The organism is uncultured Lutibacter sp. (genome assembly GCF_947493565.1).
In the GTDB taxonomy this organism is placed as follows: Bacteria; Bacteroidota; Bacteroidia; order Flavobacteriales; family Flavobacteriaceae; genus Lutibacter; species Lutibacter aestuarii.
This window is the reverse complement of the sequence record NZ_CANLRG010000002.1, coordinates 57,772-79,289: the sequence shown is the minus strand read 5'-3', so window position 1 is coordinate 79,289 and position 21,518 is coordinate 57,772. Positions and strand designations below refer to the sequence as shown.

Annotated in this window: 17 protein-coding genes; 11 read left to right on the top strand and 6 right to left on the bottom strand. The window is 30.7% G+C overall.

Features of this window, described 5'->3' with window-relative positions; translation table 11 throughout:
* Nucleotides 1–20 precede the first annotated feature (20 nt).
* From Q0714_RS02210 to Q0714_RS02180, 7 genes are read left to right on the top strand one after another with little or no spacing between them, the layout of a single operon-like run.
* A complete protein-coding gene (locus tag Q0714_RS02210) occupies nucleotides 21–893 on the top strand; it encodes a DUF58 domain-containing protein (protein ID WP_298262672.1) in 873 nt (290 codons plus the stop codon).
* A 28-nt stretch (nucleotides 894–921) separates the two neighbouring features.
* Nucleotides 922–2,520 (top strand): hypothetical protein, encoded by a 1,599-nt coding sequence (locus Q0714_RS02205; protein WP_298262671.1) that lies wholly within the window; start codon nucleotides 922–924, stop codon nucleotides 2,518–2,520.
* A gap of 2 nt (nucleotides 2,521–2,522) precedes the next feature.
* Nucleotides 2,523–3,527, top strand: a complete 1,005-nt coding sequence (locus Q0714_RS02200; RefSeq protein ID WP_298262670.1) for a VWA domain-containing protein — start codon at nucleotides 2,523–2,525, stop codon at nucleotides 3,525–3,527.
* Between the two features lie 10 nt (nucleotides 3,528–3,537).
* On the top strand, nucleotides 3,538–4,572 hold the full coding sequence (locus Q0714_RS02195) for a VWA domain-containing protein (protein ID WP_298262669.1): 1,035 nt from the start codon (nucleotides 3,538–3,540) through the stop codon (nucleotides 4,570–4,572).
* Nucleotides 4,573–4,579: 7 nt separating this feature from the next.
* On the top strand, nucleotides 4,580–5,407 hold the full coding sequence (locus tag Q0714_RS02190) for a tetratricopeptide repeat protein (protein ID WP_298262668.1): 828 nt from the start codon (nucleotides 4,580–4,582) through the stop codon (nucleotides 5,405–5,407).
* Nucleotides 5,408–5,422: 15 nt separating this feature from the next.
* Nucleotides 5,423–7,192, top strand: coding sequence for a BatD family protein (locus tag Q0714_RS02185; RefSeq protein WP_298262667.1), 1,770 nt, complete (start codon nucleotides 5,423–5,425; stop codon nucleotides 7,190–7,192).
* 1 nt (nucleotide 7,193) lies between these two features.
* Entirely contained in the window at nucleotides 7,194–7,946 is a 753-nt protein-coding gene (locus Q0714_RS02180; RefSeq protein WP_298262666.1) for a tetratricopeptide repeat protein, read from the top strand.
* Here Q0714_RS02180 and Q0714_RS02175 read toward each other — a convergent pair.
* The gene (locus Q0714_RS02175; protein WP_298262665.1) at nucleotides 7,943–9,061 is read right to left on the bottom strand and encodes a TlpA disulfide reductase family protein; all 1,119 of its coding nucleotides are present in this window, start codon (nucleotides 9,059–9,061) and stop codon (nucleotides 7,943–7,945) included. The genes Q0714_RS02180 and Q0714_RS02175 overlap by 4 nt on opposite strands.
* A gap of 57 nt (nucleotides 9,062–9,118) precedes the next feature.
* Nucleotides 9,119–9,634, bottom strand: coding sequence for a CvpA family protein (locus tag Q0714_RS02170; RefSeq protein WP_298262664.1), 516 nt, complete (start codon nucleotides 9,632–9,634; stop codon nucleotides 9,119–9,121).
* Between the two features lie 64 nt (nucleotides 9,635–9,698).
* On the opposite strand from Q0714_RS02170, the gene Q0714_RS02165 reads away from it, so the two are divergent.
* Complete coding sequence (locus Q0714_RS02165; RefSeq protein WP_298262663.1) at nucleotides 9,699–10,052, top strand: hypothetical protein; 354 nt, start codon at nucleotides 9,699–9,701, stop codon at nucleotides 10,050–10,052.
* Here the strand turns inward: Q0714_RS02165 and Q0714_RS02160 are convergent.
* A complete protein-coding gene (locus Q0714_RS02160) occupies nucleotides 10,049–10,843 on the bottom strand; it encodes an SDR family oxidoreductase (RefSeq protein WP_298262662.1) in 795 nt (264 codons plus the stop codon). The genes Q0714_RS02165 and Q0714_RS02160 overlap by 4 nt on opposite strands.
* Nucleotides 10,844–10,920: 77 nt before the next feature.
* Here Q0714_RS02160 and Q0714_RS02155 point away from each other — a divergent pair, with 77 nt between their 5' ends.
* Entirely contained in the window at nucleotides 10,921–12,267 is a 1,347-nt protein-coding gene (locus Q0714_RS02155) for a thioredoxin-like domain-containing protein (protein WP_298262661.1), read from the top strand.
* Here Q0714_RS02155 and Q0714_RS02150 read toward each other — a convergent pair.
* Nucleotides 12,264–12,623: a YraN family protein gene (locus Q0714_RS02150; protein WP_298262660.1), complete on the bottom strand. Its 360-nt coding sequence runs from the start codon at nucleotides 12,621–12,623 to the stop codon at nucleotides 12,264–12,266. The two genes, Q0714_RS02155 and Q0714_RS02150, sit on opposite strands and share 4 nt — an antisense overlap.
* Nucleotides 12,624–12,734: 111 nt before the next feature.
* Between Q0714_RS02150 and metG the strand changes: the two genes are divergently transcribed.
* Both metG and Q0714_RS02140 read left to right on the top strand, forming a co-directional pair.
* A complete protein-coding gene (metG, locus tag Q0714_RS02145) occupies nucleotides 12,735–14,846 on the top strand; it encodes a methionine--tRNA ligase (protein ID WP_298262659.1) in 2,112 nt (703 codons plus the stop codon).
* A 109-nt stretch (nucleotides 14,847–14,955) separates the two neighbouring features.
* Nucleotides 14,956–17,079 carry a Tex family protein gene (locus tag Q0714_RS02140; protein ID WP_298262658.1) on the top strand — a complete coding sequence of 708 codons (2,124 nt, stop codon included), beginning with the start codon at nucleotides 14,956–14,958 and terminating at the stop codon, nucleotides 17,077–17,079.
* 76 nt (nucleotides 17,080–17,155) lie between these two features.
* Here Q0714_RS02140 and Q0714_RS02135 read toward each other — a convergent pair whose 3' ends face one another.
* A complete protein-coding gene (locus Q0714_RS02135; protein ID WP_298262657.1) occupies nucleotides 17,156–17,986 on the bottom strand; it encodes a BT1926 family outer membrane beta-barrel protein in 831 nt (276 codons plus the stop codon).
* An 81-nt stretch (nucleotides 17,987–18,067) separates the two neighbouring features.
* Complete coding sequence (locus Q0714_RS02130) at nucleotides 18,068–21,241, bottom strand: hypothetical protein (protein WP_298262656.1); 3,174 nt, start codon at nucleotides 21,239–21,241, stop codon at nucleotides 18,068–18,070.
* Between the last annotated feature and the right edge of the window lie 277 nt (nucleotides 21,242–21,518).

Here is a 21,518-nt window from a genome sequence, read left to right as displayed (position 1 = left end):
TAAACAATTTAATAGGAATTATGGATACTAAAGAAATACTAAAAAAAGTTCGTAAAATAGAGATTAAGACACGCCGCTTGTCTGATCACATATTTTCAGGCGAATATCATAGTTCGTTTAAGGGGCGTGGTATGACTTTTTCAGAAGTACGTCAATATCAATATGGAGATGATGTTAGAGCGATAGATTGGAATGTAACAGCACGTTATAACGAACCCTTTGTAAAAGTATTTGAAGAAGAAAGAGAATTAACAATGATGCTCATGGTTGATGTAAGTGGTTCAGAATTTTTTGGAACAACACATCAGTTTAAGCGCGATACTTTAACCGAAATAGCCGCAACCTTGGCTTTTTCTGCTATTCAAAATAATGATAAAGTTGGCTTACTACTTTTTTCAGATTCGGTTGAATTATTTATTCCTCCAAAAAAAGGGAAAAGTCATGTGCTTCGTATTATTAGAGAATTGATTGAATTTCAACCAAAAAGTACAAAAACAACTATTAATGAAGCACTCAAATTTTTATCGAGTGTAATGAAGAAAAAAGCCATCGTATTTGTATTGTCTGATTTTATGGATACACATTATGAACATACCCTAAAAATTGTAGGAAGAAAGCACGACGTAACAGGAATTAGAGTTTTTGATAAACATGATGAAACAATTCCAAATTTAGGAATGGTACCAATGCTAGACGCCGAAACAGGAACTACATTATTGGTAAATACTTCTTCAAAAAAAGTGAGAAATAATTATCAAAAGCACTATCAAAACGCAGTTGAATATTTCGAAAAATCATTTAGTCATAGTGGAGCAGGAACAATTAGTTCTAGGATTGATGAAAGTTATGTGAAAAAATTATTAGGTTATTTTAAACGCAAAGGTGCTAAATAACAAATGGTATTGGAAAGAAGAATTTAAAATGAAAAAACAAGTAGTTTATATCTTATTTTTTATCGGTTTTATTGGGTTTTCCCAACAAAATCCAGTTACTGTTACAGCAGATACTACTTCGATAAAAATTGGAGAGCAAATTCAATTTAAAATTTCAGTGAATGAAACCAATAATGTTATTTTTCCTAAGTTAAAATTGGATAGTTTAGGAAAGGTTGAAGTGGTAGAAACATTGCCTATAGACACTCTTAAAAACAGCTTAGAAAAAAAATACTTACTTACCAGTTTTGATAGTGGGAGTTATGTTATTCCTCAACAAGAAATTTTAATTAGCAATAAAAAATATGTAACAGATTCGTTGTTAATAAACGTGGCAACCGTAAAAGTTGATACAACCAAACAAGGCTTATATGAAATAAAATCAATTAAAAGTGAGCCAAAAACATTTGATGATTATAAGCATTTGTGGTGGATTTTAATTCCAGTTTTATTGTTAATAGCTGGTATTCTTTATGTTATTTTTAGAAAGAAAAAAGAAAAAATCATCCCTAAAGTACATGTAGCACCAATACAAGAAGCTATGCAACGTTTAGTTGAATTGGATGGGAAAAAACTATTACAACAAAACAAAATAAAGATTTATTATTCAGAGTTAACAGACATTGTTAGAACTTATATTGAAAAAGATATTAAAATTCCAGCACTAGAATCTACTACTAACGAATTAATTGAAACCATTACCGACTTTAATGAATCTAGTAAATTAGGAATCTCAAAAGCAACCATACAGCAATTAAAACAAGTATTACAAAGTGCAGATTTAGTGAAATTTGCTAAATCTAAACCAATAGTTGAAGAAATTAAAAATGATAGAACTATTATTGAACACATTTTAAAAGATACAGAAGGAGCCGTTCATAAAAAAAGAGTACAAGAAGCTGAGGCAACTCAAGATCAAGCTTTTGAAATAGCAGTTGAGGAACCAAAAAAGAAAAGTAATTTAAAAAAATACTTATTAATTTTTGCAGCTTTTTTTATTATAATTATTGGAGTTGCTGGTTATTTCGGTTATAAATTTTTAAAGAAAAATGTATTAGGAGACACCACTTCAGAAATGATGGATTCTAATAAACAATGGTATAAAGCTACTTATGGACATCCGCCAATAACCATTGAAACTCCTGAAATTTTAAAGATTGAATCAGTACAACTTCCAGATAACGGTGTCACTTCAGTTGGAGATTTTTCAAGCTATTCATACAAAAGTTTAATTAGTAATTTTTATGTGATAGTTTCTACCATCCATTTTTTAAGTGAAGTTGACAATTTTAATTTAGATGGTGGTGTACAAGGCTCTATTAAGTCTATGGAAGCTAAAATGAATACAACATTTACCAATATTCAACAAGAACCTATACTTATTGATGGTAATGAAGGTAGAAAAGTTTTGATGGATTATACGTTAGAAAACCCTGTTACTAAAAAAATGGAAAATAATAAATTAACCATGTTGTTATTTGCCAATACAAAAGGAATGCAACAAGTATTTGTGTCTTACCCTGAAAAAGAGGCTTCTGCTAAACAAGTTAGCGAACGTATTATTAATTCGGTATCCATAAATAATTAACTATGTTAGAAAATTTTGAATTTTTACATCCACAGTTTTTATGGTTATTAATTTTAATACCATTATTAGCGGTATGGTTTTTTCTAATTAGAAAAAAAGGGCAGGCAACATTCACTATAGGAAGTACAAAAGGCTTTCAAACGCAGCCTTCTTTGTTATCAAAATTAAAACCTTTATTGCCGGTTTTAAGATTAATTGCAATGACACTTTTAATTATTGCTTTAGCACGACCTAGAATTGTTGAAGTTAGTGAGCGAACTAAAACAAATAAAGGGATTGATATTGTAATGGCAATTGATGTTTCTGCAAGTATGTTAGCTCGAGATTTAGAACCTAATAGATTAGAGGCTCTTAAAAAAGTAGCCAATGAATTTGTAAATCAGCGCCCAAACGACCGAATTGGAATTGTAGTTTATGCTGGAGAAAGTTTTACGCAAACACCAATTACTAGTGATAAACGAATTGTAAGGAATACCATTTCAGAAATTAAATGGGGACAATTAGAAGGTGGAACAGCTATTGGAATGGGATTAGGTTCTGCAGTAAATAGATTGAAAGAAAGCAAAGCGAAAAGTAAAGTAATTATTTTATTAACCGATGGAGTAAACAATACAGGTTTTGTTGATCCTAAAACAGCAACGGAATTAGCAGTTGGTTTAGGAATTAAAGTGTATACCATTGGTTTGGGAACAAATGGAACCGCTTCATTTCCTTATGCTAAAGATCCTAGAACAGGTCAGTTGTTATTTAGAAATTCTCCTGTTGAAATAGATGAAGATTTATTAAGGTATATTGCTAAAGAAACCGAAGGTAAGTACTTTAGAGCTACCGATAATTTAAAATTGAAAGCTATTTATGACGAAATTAATAAACTCGAAAAAACTGAAATAGAAGAGTTTAAATATTACAACTATCAAGAAAATTATAGAATTTTAGTACTTATAGCGGGCTTGTTAGTTTTAATAGAAATGGCTTTAAAGCATACCATATTTAAAAGTTTTATATAAATATTTAAAAATGTATCAAATAGAAGAACCAACATATTTTATTTACTTAGCAATTATACCTGTACTTTTTGTACTGTTTTTGTTGGTGCTTTGGTGGAAAAAACGCACTCAAAAGCAATTTGCTGATGCCCATTTAATTCAAAAATTAAGTCCAGAGCAGTCTACATTTAAATCATTTTTAAAAATAATTGTTGTTTGTTTAGGCTTAGCTTTTTTAATTATTGGTTTAGCAAATCCAAAAATGGGAACTAAATTAGAAACCGTTAAAAGACAAGGTGTAGACATTGTTTTTGCATTAGATGTTTCTAAAAGTATGTTAGCTGAGGACATTGCCCCAAGTCGTTTAGACAAAGCAAAGCAGATAATTACGCGCATTATTGAAAGCTTAGGAAGTGATAGAATTGGAATTATTATTTATGCAGGAAATTCATACCCTTTACTTCCAATAACTACAGATCACGCAGCAGCAAAAATGTTTTTGCAAAATGCCAATCCTGATATGGTTTCAAGCCAAGGAACAGCCATTAATGAAGCAATTGAACGTGGAATTACTTATTTTGATAATGATGAACAAACCAACAGATTTTTGTTTATAGTTTCCGATGGTGAAGATCACGAAGAAAATACAGTTTCCTTAGCTGAAGAAGCAAAAAAACAAGGAATTAAAATTTACACCATAGGTGTTGGAACAGAAAAAGGAGGACCAATTCCAATAAAAAGCAATGGATCTGTAATTAGTTATAAAAAAGATAACAAGGGTGAAGTGGTAATTACACAAATGAAAGAAGAGGTTTTAAGAGCAATAGCAAATGAAGGAAACGGAAAATATATCAACGGAAATAAAACTCAAGAAACCATAACCATAATTGAAGATTTGTTAGTAAAAGCTGAAAAAAGCGAGTTTGAAACGAAACAATTTTCAGATTATAAAGACCAATTTCAATGGTTTATTGGTTTAGGATTGCTATTTTTAATTATTGATGTATTATTATTAGAAAAGAAAACGAAATGGGTTCAAAAGTTGAATTTATTCAATCAAAAATAAAAACAACATGAAACAATTTTTTAACATACAAAAACTACTTACATTTTCACTATTAATGCTAGCAACACTTGCTTTTTCACAAGAAAAAAATCAAAAAGCATTAGAAAGAGAAGCTAGAGAAGATGTTAGAATCGGCAACAAACTATACAATGAGTTAAAATTTGATGAAGCAGAGATTGCTTATAAAAAAGCCCTGTCTAAAAATCCAAATTACCCGAAAGCTTCGTATAATTTAGGAAATGCAGTGTATCAACAAAACAGGAATAAAGAAGCAGTTACACAATTTGAATTGGTTGAAAAAACAGTAAATGAAAAAATGAGTAAAGCCGAAACCTATCACAATATGGGGAATGCTTTTATGAAAGAGAAAAAATACGAACAAGCTGTCCAAGCATATAAAAATTCAATGCGAAATAATTCAAAAGATGATGAAACTAGGTACAATTTAGCTTTGGCACAAGAACTTTTAAAGCAGCAACAACAACAAAATAAAAACGATAAAGACAACAAAGATAATAAGGATAACAAAGACAATAAAGACAACAAAAATAAAGATCAAAAGGAAAAAGAAGGAGGCGATGATGAGAAGAAAGATGATAAAAACAAGGATCAAGATAAAGGGAAAGACAAAAAAGATGATAAAGGAGATCCTAAAAAAGATAAAAATGATCAAAAAGACGAAGAAAAAAATAAACAACCTAGGCCTAATCAATTAACCCCTGAGCAAATGAAGCAGTTATTAGAGGCAATGAACAATGAAGAAAATAAAACACAAAAAAAGTTAAATGCTCAAAAGGCTAAAGGCAAAAAAATAAAACAAGAAAAAGACTGGTAATTAATAGTTTAATAAATGAAATTTATAAAGTTTTACATATTAAGTATATTACTGCTTGCAACTCAGTTATTAAGTGCTCAAATAGAGTTTACAACATCAGTTAGTAAAAATAAATTGGGTGTAAACCAACGTTTTAAAATACAATTTACAGTTAATAAACAAGGGGCAGATAATTTTAAACCGCCATCTTTTAACAATTTTAAAGTGGTAGGTGGACCAAGTTCTTCTGTAAATCAATCTTGGATTAATGGTAAGGCAAGTTACTCACAATCTTACATTTATATCTTAGAACCTAAAAATGAAGGTAATTTTGTTATAGAGCCTGCAACTATAGAGTATAATAATGATATCGTAAAATCCAATACAGTAAAGATTGAAGTTACTGAAAAAGTTGAAATACCAAAAGATCCAAATAATCCAGAATATATAGCTCAACAAAATATACATTTAGTTGCTGAAGTTTCTAATTTGTCACCTTATGTTGGCGAAGGAATTTATGTGGTTTACAAACTTTTTGTAAGTGAAAATATTAGTGTTAATGATTGGAGAGTAACGGAATCTCCTCAATATAATGGATTTTGGAACCAAGATATTGAAGTAAAAGATGGTACGGTAAGAAGAGGGAAATATAATGGTGAAGATTATAGATATCTTATCTTAAAAAGAGCAGTTTTAATTCCTCAAAGAGACGGAAAACTAGTTGTTGAACCTATAAAAATGGATTTTTCTGTTGGTGTACCTACAGGAAGAGGCGATTTTTTTGGGAATATGATTACTAGAAATATTAGTTATTCAACAGAATCTCCAACTAAAAATGTACTGGTAAAACCTTTACCTGAAGAAGGTAAACCTATTGATTTTACAGGTGCTGTAGGAGAGTTTGAATTTAACGTATTTGCAGATAAAAATATACTGAAAGCTAATGATGCTGCTCAAATTAAAGTAGAGGTTTCAGGGAGAGGAAATTTAAAACTGTTTGAGATCCCAAAAATTACAACACCAGCAGAGTTGGAGGTTTATACACCTGAGCATAAAGAACAAGTGGTAACTTCTTTAAATGGTTTAAGAGGAACTATTTCTGATGCTTATACCGTTGTACCACAATACAAAGGAAAGTACAAAATACCAGAAGTCACATTTTCTTATTTTAACCCAAAAGAAAAAAAATATACAACAATTAAAACTGAAGCAATTTTTGTAGAGGTAACAGAAGGCAAAGAACTACCTTCAGCAGCGAACAACAATATAGTTTCAAATCAAAAACAACAAGTAATAGCCAATGATAATAACTTTAGATTTATAGCATTAAATACAACATTTAACCCAATTAAAAAAGGTATATTTTTAAATTCAATCACATTTTATTTGTTGTTACTATTGCCATTTTTAGCCATACCAATAGGAATTATGATTGGTAAAAATCGCGCTAAAAGAGCAGGAGATGTTTTTGGAAATAAAATTAGAAAAGCAGATAAATTAGCTCGAAAATATTTATCGGAAGCAAAAAAACAATTAGGTAAAAAAGAAGCTTTTTACATTGCTTTAGAGAAAGCCTTGCATAACTTTTTAAAGGCTAAATTATTTGTGGAAACTTCCGATATTTCTAAAGAAAAAATATCAGAAATTTTACAAAGTAAAGGAGTTGATTTAGCAACTATAAACGAGTTTGTTGAAGTGTTAAATGATTGTGATTTTGCGCGTTATACACCTACAACCAATGTTATGATGGAGCAAGAATTTGAAAAAGCTAAAACTGTAATAACCAAAATTGATAAGCATTTGTAAAATGAAAAATTTAATACTTAGCATTGTACTACTTTTTAATTTGGTTGCATTTTCACAAACACCAAATAAAATATTTGATGAAGCCAATAATTTGTATAAAAACGGAAAATACAACAAAGCAATTGAATTGTATTTAAGCATTGAAAAGCAAGGAGTTGCTTCAGATGATTTGTATTTTAATTTAGGTAATTGTTATTATAAGTTAAATAAAGTTGCTCCTTCAATTTATTATTACGAAAAAGCTTTAAAGTTAAACCCTGTACATGAAGATGCAAATTCAAATTTAGCTTTTGCTAAAAGAATGACTATTGATGTAATTGAGGAGCTTCCTAAAACATTTTTTCAACGTTTTTCAGCTAATATTATTCAAAAATTACCGTTTGATACTTGGGCAATTATAGCTGTTGTAGCCTCCTTTTTGGTTGCAATGATGTTTTTATTGTACTATTTTTCTTTAGGAACTAGAAAGAAATTTTTGTTTTTTAACGGCTCTATATTAGCTGCTTTTATTATGGTAGTTTCTACTTTTTTTGCTTTTAATAATTATAAAACTGTTCAAAAAAATAGAACTGCAATTATTTACAAACAAAAAGTTGAAATTAAAAATGCACCTACCAAAACAAGTGAAGAAGTTTTTGAATTGCACGAAGGTACAAAAGTTATAATTTTAGACGAACTTGATGATTGGAAAAAAATTAAAATTGCCGATGGTAAAATAGGCTGGATGCCATCAACAGGTTTAAAAGAAATTTAATTTTCAAACACTTCTTTTATTTTTTGTTTTAGCTGCTCCCCATGAATGTTTTGAGCAATAATTTTCCCTTCAGCATCAATTAAAAAATTAGTAGGTAAAGCAGCAATACCATATTCTTTTGCAATAGGTGTATTAAATCCTTCTAAGGTTGATACATTTACCCATGTTCTTTGATCTGTTTCAAGTGCTTTTAACCAACGATCTTTGTTAGTATCTAGTGAGATACCATAAATTTCAAAACCTTTAGAATTATAGTTTTTGTAGAGGTTATTTAACAAAATACTTTCAGTTCTACAAGGTGGACACCAACTAGCCCAAAAGTCTATAAGAGTTACTCTTTTTTTTACACTGTTTAAAGAAACAATTTGACCATTTTTAGAAGGCATCTCTATAGGTAAAACCTGACTACCTATATTTGTTTTTTCTAATAGCTTAATTTTATCTTTTAGTTGCTGAGTTATGTTGATTGGCCCATGTTTGTTTTCAAAATTTAAAACCAATTCTTTTAAAAAAGGTAAATTTTCATTGTTCCATCGTAAAGAAGTAGGATAAATTGCAATAGAAACTCCCATTTTATTTTTAACAAAGTTGACTAATTCATTTAAGTGTTTTTGATAATTTTCAACTTCTAAAGCTCTTAATCTAATAATTTCTTCATTGGAAACATCATTGTTTTGAAGCTTTTTAATTTGAGTTCTAACAGATGTTACCAACCTGTTTAACGATTCTTCTCTGTATTGTTCATATTTATTCAATAAGTCGGTATCCTTAGAACCAGTGATACTTAAATCATTAATACTGCTCCCTTTTACTACAATATGCTGCTTGTGGTCTATTGCTAATGTTATTTTTTTAGCAGCTATTTGCAAGGTGTAAATTGCGGGTTGTAAAAAATAAATGGAATTAAATTCACCTTTTTTATTTATGTAAATAGAATCAATTAATGAGGTTTGTGACTGTTGATAATCTTCAATTTTATGTAATAAAATATACGTATTTTTTAAACTATTTATTTTACCAGATATTCTAAAGGAAGCTTGTTTTTTTGAATTGCAGCCAATTAAAGATAAAAATGCAATACTGCTTATAAATAAGATTTTTTTTAATGAACTCATAAAATATTGATAGTTTGATGCTTTTTTGACGTGAGATTTTTTGAATCCTAACAAATTTTATTTAGAAATCTCAAAATCAGTTTCATCTTCTACAACTTTTAAAAAATTAGGAAAAAGTGTTGGAGCTAAATTTTTAACAGGTTCGTATAAAATAGAGGCTTCTTGTTGAGTATTTGAAATAAAAGGAATAGTGTTATTTAATTTACTGAAAACTAATAAAATAACACTTAATATCAATCCTAGTTTTAAAGCTCCAAAAACACCTCCTAATAATTTATTTAAAAGCCCTAACGAAGCAAAATCGGCCATTTTGGTAAATAGTTTTCCCAATAAAGCTATTATTAAAACAATAATACCAAAGGTAATAGCAAAAGAAACAATCGTAATATATTTTTCTTCCCAAGATACCTTACTAGCTAAAAAATTTCCTACAAAATATGAAAAATGAATGGCTCCATAAATTCCAGCTATTAATGAAACTAAAGAAGCAATTTCAACAAATAAACCTTTAAAAAAACCTCTAATAAATCCAAATAGCAAGAAGGCAGTAATTATAATATCAAAAGTATTCATGTAATAGTTTTTGTAAATATACATGAATCGATTTGTATATTTGCAATCTAACAATAGATTTCAAATGTCAAGAGATATACAATTAAAAGAAGATTACGAAAGAGTTTTAGAAATTTTAAGCTCTAAATTTGGGGATGGAGAACAATTAAATTTAGACGCTATTATTTATTTAATTGGCGTACAAGAATTAGGTAAAGGAGCTGTTGAATTTAAAAAAGACGATAAAGTAAACTTAATGCATATTGCAATTTGTAGGCTGTTAGAACCTTTTGGATATTATGAATTTGACTTTTTTGATAACGATGGATGGCCACATTATAAAGTGCTTGAAGAATTGCCTATTTTAAAAGCTGGTGAACAAACGGTTTTAATGAAAGAAGCCATCGTATTGTATTTTAAAGCGCAACAATTGATTTAAGTTACCGCTATTTTCCGAATCATTTGAGAAAGTAATTTTGGAAAAAATCGCTTGGTATAAATGCCTAATTTTTCTTTAAATCCTGCAATATAAACTTCTTCTTTTTGGGCTTCTACAGCCTTTAATAAGTGCTTTGTAAAAGTAAAAGGAGTTAATCCATTGCGAGTGGCTTTGTCCATTTTATTTTGAGGAGAACCATCACCTGTTAAAGCATTAATTGAAACGTTAGTTTGAACAAAACCTGGACATGCTAAAGTAACTTTAATAGTGTGTTGATGAATTTCAGCACGCAAACTGTCAAAAAAGCCATGTAAGGCGTGTTTTGAAGCTGCATAGGATGATCTCATGGGAGTTCCAATTTTTCCAACAATACTTGTGGTAACTACAAAATGACCTTGGTTGTTTTCGATAAAGTGAGGCAACAAAGCTTTGCTCAAAGCTATAGTGCCTAAGTAATTTATTGTCATAATACGCTTATCAACTAAAATTGAAGTTTCTTTAGCTAAAGATCGTTGACTGATGCCTCCATTATTAAATAAAATATCAATTTTTCCATAAGTACTAATAGCTTCACGTACTTTTGATGCTAGGCTCTCATAATTTTCTAAGTCTAAAGGTATAATTTTTACGTTTTCAGGATAAAGACATTCTTTTTTTACCTTTTCAAGAACCTTCACATTTCTTGAAGAAATAATCAGTTTAGCTTTTCTTTTTGACAATTCAAAAGTCAAAGCTTTTCCAATACCAGAAGAAGCTCCAGTAATCCAAATAATTTTATTTTCAAAATTCATAAATGCTATTTTAGGCAAAATAATAAATTTAGTTATTTTTGGTGTGATTATTGAATAAATCATTGAAAATAAAAACGATGCTTAAACAACTACTACCTCTTTTTTTGTTGATTTCTTTTACTGTTTCAGGGCAACATTTTGTAAAAGGAAAGGTAGAACCTATTTCAAAAGAAAATAATTGGATTATTTTATATCAATTAAAAGGAGCCAAACAATTATATGTTAAAAATGCAACAATTACCAATGGAGAGTTTAAAATTGATTTTCCTGAAAATTCTTCATCTGGTATGTATCGATTAATGTACGATATGCAACATAGAGGTTTTGTTGATTTTATTTATAATAATGAAAATATTGAACTAGAATTTAACCGAGAAACACCTTCAACAACCTTAAATTTTTTAGTTTCTGAAGAAAATAAAATTTATGATGAGTACACCATAAAAACTTCTGAGATAAGGCAACAATTAGACTCTGTCCAACTACTTTTTTTTAGATTAACGGATACAAATGAACAACTAAAAAGTCAAAAAATATACACAAGTTTATTACTTCAAAAAAATAATTTACAAACTAATTTTGAGCAACTCTCTAAAGGGAAGTTGGTAAATAGTTTTATTTACGCGAGTAATAAATACTATGCTAAAAGTTTAATAAATAATCCACAAGCATATTTAAATAGTGAAAAAAAGCATTATTTCGATTTTATAAACTTTGAAGACGATAATCTTAAAAGCTCCAGTTTTTTTAGTGAAAAAATAATTGATTATGTGTTTTACTTAAACAGCTCAGAAGATGTGGAAGTTCAAAATGTTTTGTATAAAAATGCAGTGAATGAAGTTATGCAAAAAGTAGGCAATCACCAATTGTTAAAAAGCGAACTATTAACTACGTTGTTATATACGTTTGCTCAGGTTGAAAATGTGGGGTTAATAGACTTTATTTTAGAGAGTTATTATAAAAAATTACCAAAAGAACTTATAGATTTAAATGTTATTAAAGATATTCAGCTTAAAGTTAAACTTGCAATTGGTAAATACGCTCCAGAAATTACGTGGGAAGAAAATGGTATAACCAAAAACTTAAGTGAACTTAACAATGCAGACCAATATATGGTAGTTTTTTGGAGTACCTCTTGTTCACATTGTTTGAATGAGATACCAAAATTATATGAATACACAAAAGACAAACCTAAGATTCATGTAATTGCCATTGCGCTAGAAATGAATGATGTAGAGTTTAAAAAACAGACTCAAAACCTGACCAAATGGACAAATATTCTAGGTTTAAAGAAATGGGAAAATCCTATAGCTCGCGAATATGAAATAAACGCTACACCCACCTATTTTATATTAGATGCCACCAAGAAAATAATCTCTAAGCCTTATTATTTTGAAAATGTTAAAGAATTTTTTGAACATTAAAAATATAAAAAAGCATCTTTTAAATGTTCAATTTTATAATGTTGTTGTTGTTTTAAAATAGCCACGATATCAAAGCGAACATCAACATCAACATTTTTAGTAGTTATATAATAATCGATAGCTTCTACTAATAATTTAATTTTTTTTGGATTTACAAAATCTTGTGGATTCCCAAAATAATCTGTAGATCGAGTTTTTACTTCAATAACGGCTAAAACATTATTTTTTAAAGCAATAATGTCAACTTCTGCTTTTTTAAAACGCCAATTACGTTCTAAAATTTGATAGTTATTTTTTAGAAGAAATTCAACTGCTAGTTCTTCACCTTTTTTTCCTAATTCGTTGTGTGTAGCCATTTTTTACTTTTTCATTTCAAATTAATTGTACAGCAAAATACGAAAAGCCAATGAAGTTTTCATTTTTCTAATAAACAATCCTTATTTTTGTGCTTTCTTAAACAAATTTTGATGAGCAATTCAAAAAGATATACCATTACAGCAGCATTACCATACACCAATGGTCCAGTACATATTGGGCATTTAGCAGGTGTTTATGTACCAGCTGATATTTATGCGCGATATTTACGTAGTACTGGAAACGATGTATTATATATTTGTGGATCTGATGAACATGGAGTTCCAATTACAATAAAAGCTAAAAAAGAAGGAGTTTCTCCACAAGATATTGTGGATAAATATCATGCAATTATTAAAAAATCTTTTAGTGATTTTGGAATTTCTTTTGACAATTACTCCCGTACTTCTGCTGAAATTCATCATCAAACAGCTTCAGAATTTTTTAAAAAGTTATATGATGAAGGTAAGTTTATTGAAGAAGCTACAGAACAATTATACGATGAAGAAGCCAAACAGTTTTTAGCAGATAGATTTGTAATTGGAACCTGTCCAAAATGTGGAAATGATGAAAGTTATGGCGATCAATGTGAAAAATGTGGAACAAGTCATAATGCAACAGATTTAATCAATCCAAAATCGACAATTACAGGAAATGTACCAACAACCAAAGTAACAAAACACTGGTATTTACCTTTAGATAAGTACGAGCAGTGGTTAAGAGAATGGATTGTTGAAGGCCATAAAAATGATTGGAAAACGAACGTGTTAGGACAAGTAAAATCTTGGTTAGACGATGGTTTAAAACCAAGAGCCGTAACTCGAGATTTGGATTGGGGAATTCCAGTACCTGTGGAAGGTGCAGAAGGCAAAGTATTATATGTTTGGTTTGATGCTCCTATTGGTTATATATCATCTACCAAAGAATGGGCACAAAGAGAAGGTAAAGATTGGGAACCTTATTGGAAAGATAAAGACACTAAATTAATTCATTTTATTGGAAAAGATAATATAGTATTTCACTGCATTATTTTTCCAGCAATGTTAAAAGCAGAAGGAAGTTATATTTTACCTGAAAACGTACCTGCCAATGAATTTTTAAACCTAGAAGGCAATAAAATTTCAACTTCAAAAAATTGGGCGGTTTGGTTGCATGAATATTTAGAAGAGTTCCCTGATAAACAAGATGTTTTAAGATACGCACTTACTGCAAATGCTCCTGAAACTAAAGACAACGATTTTACTTGGAAAGATTTTCAGGCAAGAAACAATAACGAATTGGTAGCTATTTTAGGTAATTTTATCAATAGAGTGGTAGTTTTAACTAATAAGTATTATCAAGGGGTTGTTCCTGAACCAAATGAATTTAGCGATATAGATAATGAAACGTTGGAACAATTGCAAAAATTCCCTTCAATTATAGGTAGTTCTATAGAACGTTACCGTTTTAGAGAGGCTTCGCAAGAATTGATGAATTTGGCACGTTTAGGGAATAAATATTTAGCCGATGAAGAACCTTGGAAGCAACTAAAGGAAAATCCTGAAAGAGTAAAAACTATTATGTATGTGGCTTTACAAATTGCTGCTGGATTAGCGGTTGTTTGTGAACCTTTTTTACCTTTTACTTCTGCAAAATTAAAAGGGATTTTGAACTTACGTCATTACAAGGAGCAAAGCGACGAAGTAATCTCCTCTAAGAATGAGTTTCGCAATGACTTTTTAAAATGGAATGATGTTGAAGAGAAAGACGAATTAATTGCTGCAAATCATCAAATTGGAAAGGCTGAATTGTTATTCGCTAAAATTGAAGATACAGACATTCAAATTCAATTAGATAAATTAGAGGCAACCAAATTGGTAAATGATGCCGATACTAAAAAAGTAGAACCTCAAAAACCAACGATAGAATTTGACGACTTCACAAAGCTTGATATTAGAGTTGGAACTATTATTGATGCTGTAAAAGTACCTAAAACAAAAAAACTACTTCAATTAAAAGTTGATGTAGGTATTGATATTAGAACTATTGTTTCTGGTATTGCAGAAAGTTTTAAACCTGAAGAAATTATTGGACAAAAAGTAACGGTTTTAGTGAATTTAGCTCCAAGAAAATTACGTGGAGTTGAAAGTCAGGGAATGATTTTAATGACCGATACGAAAGATGGTACATTGGCTTTTATTGAACCAGAAAATGATGCGGTAAAAAATGGAGAACAGATTAGCTAATCTAATTTTTTGTTATTCTATATAAATAGCGATATTTATAAAGCATAATTTATAAATTTAACCCTGAACTTTTTCAGGGTTTTTTTAATTACACTATTAAAATTTTACAATGCAATTATTCAACTTTATACAATCTAAAACCAATCTTCCAAGCAAAGGAATAGAAAACACCGTACAATTATTAAATGAGGATTGTACCATTCCTTTTATTTCTCGCTATAGAAAAGAGCAAACAGGAAATTTAAATGAAGTTGAAATTGGTGAAATTGTTAAATTTAAATCACAGTTTGAAGAACTAGAAAAACGAAAAGTAACCATTTTAAAAGCATTAGAAGAGCAAGAGGTTTTAACTGCAGAATTAAAACAAAAAATTGAGGCTACAACCGATTTAACAGTTTTAGAAGATATTTATCTGCCTTTTAAGAAAAAACGCAAGACAAAGGCTGAAACTGCTCGTAAAAATGGTTTGGAACCGTTGGCTAAAATGATAATGAGTCAGCGTGTGAACGATTTGGAATATACCGCTTCAAAATATATTAATAAAGAAGTTAAAACAATTGAAACTGCTTTAGAAGGTGCACGTTTTATTATTGCTGAATGGATTAATGAACGAACAGATATTAGAAATAATGTTCGTTATCAATTCAATAAATTTGCTTCAATTACTACCAAAGTTGTTAAAGACAAAATTAATGAAGAGAAAGCTCAAAAATTTAAAGATTATTTTGAATGGTCCGAGCGTTTAAACAGCATTCCATCTCATCGAATATTGGCCATTTTACGAGCGGAAAAAGAAGGTTTTATTCGCATAAAAGTTGAAATTGACAACGAAAGAGCGTTGTCTAAAATTAAAGATCGCATTATTCATTCTAACAGCAATTGTAGTCAGCAATTAAGTATGGCAATTGAAGATGCTTATAAACGGTTATTAATGCCTTCACTTTCAAATGAAGCCATTAGTAATGCTAAACAAAAAGCAGATGATAGTGCCATACAGGTATTTGCCAAAAATCTTAAGCAATTGTTATTAGGTGCTCCATTAGGTGAAAAAACAATTTTGGCTATTGACCCTGGTTTTAGAACAGGTTGTAAAGTGGTTTGTTTAAATGCTCAAGGAGGTTTAGAATATAACGAAACTCTGTATCCGCACGCTCCAAAAAACGATGCTAGAGGTGCTATGAAAAAGATAAGTTCGTTGGTTGATGCGTATAAAATTGAAGCAATTGCCATAGGAAACGGAACAGCCTCACGTGAAACGGAACAGTTAATTCGAAAAATGCGGTTTAATAAGGATGTTGAGGTTTTTGTGGTAAGTGAAGCAGGTGCAAGTATTTATTCGGCTTCTAAAATTGCACGAGATGAATTTCCAAATTACGACGTAACTGTACGTGGAGCGGTTTCTATTGGGAGAAGATTGGCTGATCCTTTGGCAGAATTGGTTAAAATAGATGCAAAATCTATTGGAGTTGGGCAATATCAACACGATGTTGATCAAGCTAAATTAAAAACATCGTTAGATACTGTTGTAGAAAGTTGTGTAAATTCTGTTGGTGTAAATATAAATACTGCAAGTGTTTCTTTATTAAGTTACGTATCGGGTATTGGACCAAAATTGGCCGAAAATATTATTAAGTATAGAGATGAAAATGGTGCATTCACATCAAGAAACGATATTAAAAAAGTAGCTCGTTTAGGAAACAAAGCTTTTGAACAAGGTGCAGGTTTTTTACGAATTAAAAATCCTAATAATCCATTAGATGATTCTGCCGTACATCCAGAAAGCTATGTTATTGTAGAAAAAATGGCAAAAGATGAAGGTTGTACTGTTGCCGATTTAATTGGGAATAAAGAATTGCTTCAAAAAATAAAATTAGAAAAATACTGTACAAAAACAGTTGGAATTTTAACCTTAAAAGATATTTTATCTGAATTAGAAAAACCAGGATTAGATCCTCGTGAAAAAGCTAAAGTTTTTACGTTTAATCAAAATATTAGAACCATAACCGATTTACACGAAGGCCAGTTGCTTCCAGGAATAGTAAATAATATTACAAACTTTGGTTGTTTTGTTGACCTTGGAATTAAAGAAAGTGGTTTAATTCATATTTCAAACTTGTCTGATGGTTTTGTAAGTGATGTTTCAAGTGTGGTAAGTTTACATCAACAAATTATAGTAAAGGTTTTAGAAGTTGATAGTGTACGTAAACGAATTCAACTGTCTTTAGTAAAATAATCAAATTTAAATTGTATTGATATAAAAAAAGGGTTACCGTTAAGTAACCCTTTCATTATTTATAGTAACCTACAAGTTAAAATTTAAACCCAAGTTTGAAAGAAAATTGAGCAAAGAATGAAACTGTATTGTTTTCAGCTTCCAAGTTTAATAAACCTGGACCTGGAGATTTAACGCTTGCAGCATATGTATAAGATACTGGTTTGATATCGAAACCAAAGAATACATCTTTAGCAACATAATAATCAACACCTGCTACAGCTTGAATTCCAAAAGCTGTGATATCTACGTGACGTGCACCTAAATCTGTGATTGTAGGGTTTCCTGAATTATCAACTGTTACTGTTGGATCATATAAAGATCTTCTAGCATAGTCAAAAGGAAATGCAACGCCTAAATAAGGAAATAATCTATTATTTTTTGTATTAAACAACCATTGTCCGCCAACAGAAAAGCTAACATCTGCACGTTCATCTGCAACAACTGCATCGTACGCTTGGATGATTACATTACCATTAACATCTGTAACAGCTGGGATGTTTAATTGAGAAGGTGTATTACGTAATATAGCACCTCCTGTTAATGAAAGGGCAAATCTATTACTTACGTAGTAACGTCCTTCAGCACCTACCATATTTGTTATACTGTTATTGTTAGCATCTACGTCATTTGCGTAAGGTGCATCACCACTAACACTATAATAAGAACTAGGTACAGTTAACCCTCCATTTAGATATGCTCCTCGTCCAAAAACCATCGCTGCAGTAAAGTCTCCTTTCTCAGGTGCATATTTTACACCATGGTTACAAGGGTCTGTTTTACAAACGTGGTTTGAATCTTTATCTTGAGCGTTTACACTGGTTAGTGTAAAAGCAAGGATAAAGCATAAAATTAAATATTTTTTCATATGTTTTAGTTCTTTAAGAGTTAATTTTTGTTTTATAAAGGGCTGCCTAAACAGCCCTATTATTTTACTTAAAGAATCTTATTATGACGCTAATGCAGCATCTAGTAATGCTTTATATTTTTCAGCAATTGCTAATGCATTTGCATAACGTGCTTCTAAAGTTTCAACTTTAGCTTCTAAGTACTCAATATTAGCAGTTGCAGCAGCTTCATCATTTGTAGCTAATGCTAATGCTGCTTGAGCCTCAGCAAGATCTGTTTGTGCTGTAACTAAACTAGCTTCTAAATTAGGAATAATAGTGTTAACAAAATTATTGTAACTTGAATTCCAAGCAGCAATTAAATCATTAACTCTATCTATTTGATCGTCAAGAATTGCAATTTCTCTATCAATATCCCATAGTACTTTGTTTTCAGCAATTACTTCTGCTCTTATATCAGCATAGCTATTTGGACCACCTATAGTATCATTAGTTACTTCAAATACTCCTTTACCATCAGTATCAAATTCAAACGTGTACTCTATTCCAAGATCAGTTAATACAGGTAACATATCATTAACAATTGCTAAATTAGCATCTAAACGAGCTTGAATAATTGTAATTTCATTTTCCCAATCAGCAATATCCGCATTAGCCAGATCAATATTATCTTGGTATTGTGCTAATGTAGTTTCAGTATGTCTAGCTAAAGCTTCTTGAGCATTCCATAATTCAGCATACGCAGTTAATGCATCAGCATCACCCATAGCACCGTCACCATCATAAGCAGTTTCCCATCCAGCATCAGCTCTGTATTCGTACATTACGTTTGCAGCAGGCACACCATCGTTAGCGTGTACATCCCAAGAGATAAATAAGTTACCATCGTTTAATTCTCTAAGAATTTGTCCTGGACCAGCTGTTCCTGATGTAATATATTCAATTGATCCTAATTCTGCTTCAAGAGCATCAATTACATCTTGTTGAGCAATTACAGCATTTTGAGCAGCAGTAAGATTCGCTTGTGCAACATATACAGCACCACCAGCAGCTACAATTGCAGCAGCATCAGCTACAAGCCCAGCTCTAGTTACAAGACCTTCATCATATAATAATTTTTGAGCGTCATAAGCATCTTGTAATGCTTGTAAATTAGCATCAGCATTATCTTTTACAAATAATTTTGTTGCAGTTTCTAATTTAGCATTCCATAATAGTGCATATAAAGTTAAAGCATCAGTACCTCCAGCTTGATATTCACCATTAGCATCTGCATTATCTGTTGTATAAAATGCATTAGCATCAGTAATAGTTAAAGGTGGATTGTAGTTTGGATCTAAAACATTACCAATAATTGCTCTACCAGAGAAATCATCAAGACCTAGTAAGTTTGTAGCAACATTGAACGTATATAGATAAGATTCGCTATCATCATCAGATTCAACTTCTAAAAAGTAAACTTTAGTATAGCCAATATTAGGAGAAGCCGCTGAAGCATCAGCTACAGCTAATGAAGTTCCTGGAGCAGCAATTGCAGCACCAGCACCATCTGTAGCAGTACCATCTTGATTCCATAAAATTACATCAGTAATTGCAGCAATATTTGGATCGTTAGCAACGATATCAGCAGCAGCAACTAGTACATCAGTACCATTGTAAGTTTCTGGAACATCTAATGCAGATGGAGCATAGTTAGCTGGATTAATATGACTTGCACTCCAAGCTGAAACTTTTACATACGTTTTTGTTTCTGCAGGATCATCAGTATGAATACCTACAAAATCTAAGTCATCTATAAGAACAGGAGAAATTGGTGTATCTATATCTAAACTTCCACTAGGATTTAGTTCAAAATCAGCTTTAGCATCATTATAAGCAGTTATACCGTTAGTTAAGTTAGTTTGAGCAACACCTTCAGCCAAAACAGCAGCGTCATAATCAGCTTGATAGCTAGCAGCATTATAAGCAGCAGTAGCAGCAGATAAAGCAGTAGCAGCAGCATTATAAGTTGCTGTAAGTGCAGCATAAGCTTGATCGTGTTTAAGTATAGCTAACTCAGCATTAAATAATACATCATAAGCAGTTACAGTAGGATCAATATAGTTGTCAGTTACTACAGGAGCAGTATAAGTACCTAAAGCATTAGTTGCGTTAGTTTCCGCAGTATTTAAAGGTCCAAGTGCAGTAGTTGCAGCATCAATATCACCTAATAAACCGTAAGGTAGAGGGTGGTTGTGTTCGTGGTCAGCAGCAGAACCAGTACCATCATATCCAATTCTGTCTTCAGCATCAACTACAGCTTGTTCTAATGTAGCTTTAATAGCATCATAGTTAGTCATTGCAGCTTGCCAATCAGCAATATTATTTTGTGCATTTGAAATCCAAGAGTTTCTGTCATTAATTTGACCTACAGCAGTATTATGTTTGCTTATAGCATCTTCAATTTCAGTAACATACTCATTTCTGTTATCTCTTTCATTTTGAAGATCGTCGATTACCTCTTCTTGTTCAGCTCTTTTTTGTTGAAGTATTTCATATTGAGCTTTTAATTCAATTTTTTGAGCATCTAATAATTCTTTAGCAGCAATTGGATCTTCAGCATGCTCATTAAACAAGTCTAATTTAGCTTGAATATCATCAACGCTTGCTTGTGCTTCAGCAACCGCATTAGTTAACATCGCTAAATGGTAAGCGTAAGAAACCTCAGTTCCAACACCATTACCATCAGGGTCAACAAGCATTAATTCAGCATCTGCTAAATCAGCTTTAGCAGTTAATAAGTCAGACCAAATGTTGTTAGCAGCCCACATAGCATTTCTGTAATCAATAGCATATCCAATAGCAACTTGAACTTTAGCTTCTTCTAATTTAGCTAAAAGTTCTACCATTTTAATGTTAAATTTAGCTTGTTCTTTTTCAAGTTCCATTTGAGCTTGAGCAACTGCTAAATTAGTTTCTGCAACAAGTTTAAGTAATTGTTGCTCTCTTTTTAAAGCTTGGTAAGAGTTTTCAGCAATAATACCGTCTGTTATAGCTTCTACCTGAGCAGTTTGCGCAGCGGTATAATCAGCTTGTGCTTGTGCAGCATTAGCTTGCGCAGTTCTTAGGGCAGCTTCAGCATTTTGCACAGCAGTTTGTGCAGCAATTAAATCGGCCTGAGCCTCATAAATGGCTTCAACAACTGGCGACACTTCTGTATCGATACAAGATGTAAAGCTAGCACTGAATAGGGTAGTTATCATCAGAACTACCGACAATTTTTTTAAATGTTTCATTTTGTAACTTTTTAATTAATATTCTTTAAAATTTAAATAGGTTAATAAACTTGTGTTATTACAATTAGTCAACAAAACTACATATATAATTTTTATTATGCAATAATTGATTTACTAAAACTATTGTTTTTTTACTGCTAATCTACTAAAAAAATGCTTTAATTGTATTTAAAAACTTAAAAAATAAGGAGTTAACCTTTTAATAAAATCTAATTATTTTCAATTTTTGATGGATATTTTACTTAAGAAGTTCTTATTTTACTGAAAAAAAAGACTT